Source organism: Embleya sp. NPDC050154, assembly GCF_044460165.1.
In the GTDB taxonomy this organism is placed as follows: Bacteria; Actinomycetota; Actinomycetes; order Streptomycetales; family Streptomycetaceae; genus Embleya.
In genome coordinates, this window is sequence record NZ_JBITJP010000046.1 from 38,996 (window position 1) to 44,995 (window position 6,000).

A 6,000-nucleotide genomic window follows, 5' to 3' on the forward strand; every position below is an offset into this window, starting at 1 on the left:
GTTCGACCAGACCCAGAGCGGTCAGGGCTCGCAGATGCCGCCGGATCGTGGACGGCACCTACCCCAGCGCTTCCGGTAACCGGGGGCTGAGGAACATCGATGTCGGATCGTGCGAACAGCCGCCTGTCCCAGTCGTCGCTGATCATCTCCAGGGGCCTCCCCGGGTCGGTGCTCAGCGCGGCGAGAGCGCGGGCGGTCTCGGTCTCCGGGTCGTACCGCGCGGTGAACTGCCGACCGCCGGCCCCGCGGCCGGAAACGGCGAAACCGCCGCGCCGACGGCCGGTGCCTCCGCGCCGTCGTGAACAGGGTGAACGTCGCCTGATCCGGCGCTAGTCAGACCTGATGCCGAGCGGTTCCGCAGTGGCGTCGCCGGGCGGCTTTGCGGCACCGGCCGCGTAGCAGGCTTCCGGATCGTCGTCTCCGGCCTGCACCGTGGCGGCGATGACGGTGTCCAGCGTCTCCCGTGCGGCCAGCAGGCCGGCCACGGCCTCGTTGATGCGTTCACGTTCGCGGTTGAGGTCGGGCAGCATGCCAGAACAGGCCGGGGTCAGGGTCTGCCCATCGTCGACCATGCAGGGCATCAGTTCGGCGATCGTGGCGGTGTTGAGACCGGCGCCGAGCAGCAGGCGGATGCCCCGCACTGTGGCTATGTCCGCTTCCGTGAACTCGCGATATCCGCTTGGCCGCCGCGATGGCTTGAGCAGCCCCTGCTCCTCGTAATAGCGCAGCAGGCGTTGGCTGACCCCGGTTCGCCGGGAGAACTCTCCCATGCGCATGTGACGACCACCACGTTCAGTTGACTCTCACATCGATGTGAGACAGCAGTCTATGCCGCATGACGAACCAGGAATCAGCAAGCCCGCAGCACGCACCCGTTACCGTCATCGGCCTTGGCCCCATGGGCCTCGCCCTCGCCGAGACGCTTTTGGGGCACGGCCACCTCACGACCGTCTGGAACCGCACCCCGGAGAAAGCCGACAGCCTCGTCACCAGGGGCGTCCACCGCGCGGGGACCGTCGCCGAGGCGGTGTCCGCGAGCCCTGTCACGATCATCTGCCTGAAGGACTACGAGACCATGTACGCGGTCCTCGACTCCGCTGGTGACGCCTTGAAGGGCCGCGTACTGGTGAACCTCAACTCCGGTACTCCGAAAGAGGCGCGCGCAGCGGTCAGTTGGGCAACCGAGCGAGGCATCGACTACCTGGACGGCGCGATCATGGTGCCGCCGCCCCTCGTCGGGCACCCCGACTCCGTCTTCCTCTACAGCGGTTCACAGGACGTCTTCGACAAGCATCGGGCGACGCTGGCGGGCATGGGCGCTCCCCGGTACCTCGGCTCCGACCCCAGCCTGGCGGTGCTGTACAACGCGGCACTGCTCGACATGATGTACGCGACCATGAACGGCTTTCTGCATGCCACCGCGCTGGTCGGGTCGGCAAACGTCTCGGCGGTCACATTCGCCGATCTCGCACTCAACTGGTTCATGCCCTCGATACTGGACTCAACCCTCACCGAGCAGGCTCCCGACCTGGACAAGGGCAACTACCCCGGCGACGTGGGCACCATGGAGATGAACCTCAACGCGCTCGACCACATCACCCGCACCTGCTTGGAGCAGGGCATCCACTCCGACCAGCCGCGGCTGATGAAGGCGATCGCCGAGCAGGCGATCGCCGAGGGCCATGGCGGCAAGAACTACCTGGCCGTGTTCGAAGTCTTCAAGAAGGCGACACCTGCCTCGTGACCTCATTACGGGCGATACACACACAGGTCGCTTCAACCGGCTCTGGGGCAAAGGCACCGCCCGTAAACTCCGAGAGGTCCGCGGCCCGCGCCGGCCACCGGAACCCGCGTCCATGACACGGAGTTGCCGAGCGCATAGGGCACACAGAACTCGAGCCGGAACCACGACACGCGAACAGAGCCGGTCAGGCTCCCTCTCTGCGAGGTGCAGGCGCACCACTGTGCCCACGTCGCCGGTCGACCGGCCACCGGGCGACGGGGTCGTCGCGGCCGGCGCGTGCGTCGGGTGCCGTGAGGAAGCCGCGCGGAAGGCGGAGCCCGACGGGGGCTTGAAGACACGCCCGAGGGTCCGACGATCCACGTCGGCAACGAAGGAGTCGCGCATGTCCTTGCCTCGAGCCAGGCCGCCACCGTCTTTCTCGGAGACTGGTTGCGTGGCGAGATCGCACGCCTTGGCGGACGCATACCGGATGTTTTCGCGCCGCGCCCGTGGAACGTGCCCACCCCTGCAAGGACGCATCCCGTCCTGCCGTCCGTACAGGCGTTTCCGGCAGTGCAATGGCGAGGGGGGCGAGTTGGCGCCCGGATCGTGGCAGCTCAGAAGGGGTGACACGCACGTCGGAACGTTGGTTCTCGAAGAGATCGACATGTTCTGGACGGACTGTCGGTTCGAACCGGGGCCGGGCTGGGGCGAGATCAGTCCTCTGTTCGAGCCGAAGGTCACGTGGCAGCACGGCGGGACCGATGAACGGGCGCGGACCGATCAGGACATCGCGGCACAGCAGATGGTGCTCGTTCCCGATGACGGCAGCGAACCGCTCACCGGCATGCTGCTGCGGATCCACGAAGACCGCGCGCGGTTCCGAGGGTGACACGGACTCGTTCCCAACCGGCCGGCCAGCGCCCCTCGGATTCGGCCGCCGTCGGTCAACAGTAGGTGCGGAGGACGGCGGGGCGTGTGCGCGCGGTCCCTTTGTGGTGTGGTCACCGGGCCTGCATCGCGTGGATGAGTGGGCGCAGGGCAGCGGTGAGCGACGCGTTGTTCCATGAGCCGTAGAGGGCGATGGAGACGGGATCCGGGTGGCCGTCGGGCATCGGGTCGGGCTGGACGAGGATGAGGGGTTCGTCCCATGGGGCATCGATGTGGAGGCCGGCGGCGGTGGTTCCGATGCCCAGGCGTGCGGCGACCTTTCGGAGATCGAGGTCACCGAGTGCCTTGTGTGTCCCTCCGTGCCGGGTCCCGAAGCGGGGGCCGTGCGTGAGGATGCCCTCGACGAACGGGCCCAGGATCTCCGCGCGGGTCGCCCAGGAGGGCATGAACAGTTCTGCGATCGGGTGGGATTCGGGCTTGCGGGCGACGCTGACGTAGGGCATGACGGATACGGCGACTCCGCCGCCTTCGATGTCCGCCCATGCCTCGATTCGGGCGCCGTGGCCGCCCTGGGGTGTTGAGGGGAGTTCGATGATGACGGCCGGGCGGCTGACTGCGCCCAGGTGGTCGGCGAGGGCTTGTGCGGCAGTCTGTCTTCCGGGGTGGAGGGCTGTGGTCACGGTCGGCACTCCTGATTGCGGGGGGTCGCCGTTCCCGGTTCCACGCGGTCGCCGGGGTCGGCTGGATCGTTGGATGGCCCTGTCTGCTCATGTAATGCGAGTGGCGCCGGTCGGCGACACTCCCGGAACCGCCGCTTGGACTCGGGTGAGTTCCACCTGCCCTGCCCTGCCCTGTGCGTCCAAGAATCTGGCGGTGATCGTGTCGAACAGGCCTTTGACCCAGGCGCAAGGGCAACGGCCCCAGCCCCGGGGTGTGTTGCCGTCGCGGCCGGCGACAAGGCCCGTTTGCTGACCGTCCCACCAGCGTCACACTGGGGTCAGGGTTGACCCTCCGGCTTGCCGCAGGCATCGGGGACACCCCCGTTCTACGGGCCGAGCTGGTAGCCGCCCGCCGAGAAGTTGGTTTCAACGGCTGTCGGGGGCGTCGCCGTGGCGGTCTCGGCGAGAAGAGGGTGGTAGTCGGGCCGGCGTGACTACAGCTTGGCGCCGCCGTCGACGTACAGGGTTTGGCCGGTGATGTACGACGCTTCGTCGCTGCACAGGAACGCGGCGGCCGCTGCGACGTCGTCGGGGAAGCCGACGCGCTTGATCGGGTTCTTCTCGGCTCCGATTTTGCGGAACTCCTGGACGTCCATCTTCAGGCGTGCCGCGGTCGCGTCGGTCATCTCGGTGACGATGAATCCTGGTGCGATGGCGTTCACGTTGATTCCGAACGGCCCGAGTTCGATGCCCAGGGAGCGGGTGAGGCCCTGTATCCCCATCTTCGCGGTCGCGTAGTTGGCCTGCCCTCGCTTGCCGAGTGCGGAGGTGCTGGAGAGGTTGAGAATCTTGCCGTACCTCTGTGCGACGAAGTGCCTCTGCGCGGCCCTGGTCATCAGGAAGGCGCCTTTCAGGTGCACGTTCATGACGAGGTCCCAGTCGTTCTCGGTCAGCTTGAAGACCAGGCCGTCGCGGGTGATGCCGGCGTTGTTGACGAGTACGTGGACGCCACCCAGCTCGTCGACGACACCGTCGACCGCCGCCTCGACGGCGGCTTCGTCGCTGATGTCGGCGCCGATCGCATACGCCTTCGCCGCTGGGGCCAGCGGCAGGGATTTGACGGCCTGGCTCGCCGCCGCCTCGTCGAGGTCGATGATCGCGATCGAGGCGCCCTCCGCCGCCAGCCGGGTGGCAATGCCCAGCCCGATCCCCCGTGCCGCCCCGGTGACAACAGCGACCGTCCGTCGTAACGACTCATCGATACAGCTCCTTGCTCGGTGTTGTTGAGGTGTGCGGTTCCGCAGGTCGTGTGGTCCCGCGGAACCGAGTGCGGGCAGGGCCGATGCCGGTGTGCCCGGCCGGTGTCATGCCAGGAGTTCGAAGATGGTGGCGTTGGCCTGACCGCCGCCTTCGCACATCGTCTGGAGCCCGTAGCGGATGCCGCGGTCGACCATGTGGTGGATCAGGGTCGTGGCGATGCGTGCGCCCGACCCGCTGCACCCCGGCCCACCACTTCCCACAAGGCGGGAACGACCCCGACTTCCGCACGAAACTGCGGATCGGGGCCGTCCTGGCCCGCGAGGCCGACAAGGCCGGGGTGTCCTTTCAGGCGGTCGCCGCAGACTGTGCCCACGGCGACCGGGACGGCTTCCGCAGCGAACTCGTCGACGCCGGAATGCCGTTCGTGACGGCGTTGAAGCCGCGCCACGGGATCCGGACCCAGGGCGACCAGGCCCATACCCCGGTCGACGCCGCCCGCGTCCCGACCTGGGGCGGGCCGGGCGATCCCGGCGACTGGAACGCGGTGATCCGCCGCTTTCGTGACGGGCACACCGAGACCTGGTGGCCGCCGACGCGAGGCTCGGGTGGTGGGGTCCGGACGGGACGACACGCCTGGTGGTGGCCACCGCCGACCCGGCGACACTGCCGGCCGAGGCCACCTACCTGGTATCTCGCCACCAATCCGCCCCGCCCCCGCCCCCGTGCGTCGATGCCGAGGAGTTGGAACCGCACCACCCAGAGAGGGGGAACTCCCACGTCCCACCAGCCCCGAACGGCCTCCCGGCCCCAAGCGATCCGGGCCGTCCGTGGCTGGTTGGCACCCTGGCCACGCTGCAACGCTACTGGCGGGCAAGGTCGACCAAGCCCCCGCCCGCCGAACTCCAGACCCTGATCAACACCTTCGGCACAGGAAGACCCATCGACCTCTACGCTCACCGAACATCTCGTCGTTCGCAAGCAAGGGACCCGTCCAGCAGGGCCGGGCTCGACAGTCCCGGAAGAACCTGGGCCTTCGCACACGGTTCAGCTCCGTCAGGGAACGACGGTGACGAGGAAGGCATCCCCGTCGAGCATGCGGTGTTCGCCGTAGAAGGTGCTGCCCAACCGGCTGCCCACGCGCTCGTTGTCGTCGCGGTCGATCAGGCGTGCGGAGAAGTGCCCGCCGCTGAGCGAGGCACCCTACGATCTCGGTCGACAAACGAAGCGACTCTCGCGTCGGTCGAGTAACAGCCCTTGCCTGCCGACCATTACCGCCCGAGTCGCTCATGCCTCCATCAGCAGGTATTGCCGCACGTCCAGGTAGCCGGACCGGAAACCGGCCTCGGACCAGGACAGATACAGGTTCCACATGCGCCGGAACACATGGTCGAAGCCCAACGAATCGACCTCGTCCGCGCGCCGGTTGAAGCGCTCGCGCCACAGCCGCAACGTCTCGGCGTAGTGCGG

Annotated in this window: 6 protein-coding genes and 1 pseudogene; 2 read left to right on the forward strand and 5 right to left on the reverse strand. The window is 68.0% G+C overall.

Annotated features, from left to right (window positions below):
• Positions 1-329: 329 nt before the first annotated feature.
• A complete protein-coding gene (locus ACIBSV_RS48800; protein ID WP_395874143.1) occupies positions 330-776 on the reverse strand; it encodes a MerR family transcriptional regulator in 447 nt (148 codons plus the stop codon).
• A gap of 59 nt (positions 777-835) precedes the next feature.
• On the opposite strand from ACIBSV_RS48800, the gene ACIBSV_RS48805 reads away from it, so the two are divergent.
• Positions 836-1,744, forward strand: coding sequence for an NAD(P)-dependent oxidoreductase (locus ACIBSV_RS48805; protein ID WP_395874145.1), 909 nt, complete (start codon positions 836-838; stop codon positions 1,742-1,744).
• 646 nt (positions 1,745-2,390) lie between these two features.
• Positions 2,391-2,615, forward strand: coding sequence for a hypothetical protein (locus ACIBSV_RS48810; RefSeq protein ID WP_395874147.1), 225 nt, complete (start codon positions 2,391-2,393; stop codon positions 2,613-2,615).
• Positions 2,616-2,727: 112 nt separating this feature from the next.
• Here ACIBSV_RS48810 and ACIBSV_RS48815 read toward each other — a convergent pair whose 3' ends face one another.
• The 4 genes and pseudogenes from ACIBSV_RS48815 to ACIBSV_RS48830 form a co-directional block, all read right to left on the reverse strand.
• On the reverse strand, positions 2,728-3,294 hold the full coding sequence (locus ACIBSV_RS48815) for a hypothetical protein (protein WP_395874149.1): 567 nt from the start codon (positions 3,292-3,294) through the stop codon (positions 2,728-2,730).
• A gap of 473 nt (positions 3,295-3,767) precedes the next feature.
• Entirely contained in the window at positions 3,768-4,535 is a 768-nt protein-coding gene (locus tag ACIBSV_RS48820; RefSeq protein WP_395874159.1) for an SDR family NAD(P)-dependent oxidoreductase, read from the reverse strand.
• A 102-nt stretch (positions 4,536-4,637) separates the two neighbouring features.
• Positions 4,638-4,781: pseudogene (locus ACIBSV_RS48825) on the reverse strand (acetyl-CoA C-acetyltransferase); the annotation flags it as partial.
• Between the two features lie 1,036 nt (positions 4,782-5,817).
• A partial coding sequence (locus ACIBSV_RS48830) for a class I SAM-dependent methyltransferase (protein ID WP_395874151.1) occupies positions 5,818-6,000 on the reverse strand: 183 nt, incomplete at its 5' end.

What these genes read in the sequence shown, in the direction of transcription:
- ACIBSV_RS48800 (WP_395874143.1), bottom strand. Translation starts at nt 776, where the DNA reads ATGCGCATGGGAGAGTTCTCCCGGCGAACCGGGGTCAGCCAACGCCTG.
- ACIBSV_RS48805 (WP_395874145.1), top strand. Translation starts at nt 836, where the DNA reads ATGACGAACCAGGAATCAGCAAGCCCGCAGCACGCACCCGTTACCGTC.
- ACIBSV_RS48810 (WP_395874147.1), top strand. Translation starts at nt 2,391, where the DNA reads ATGTTCTGGACGGACTGTCGGTTCGAACCGGGGCCGGGCTGGGGCGAG.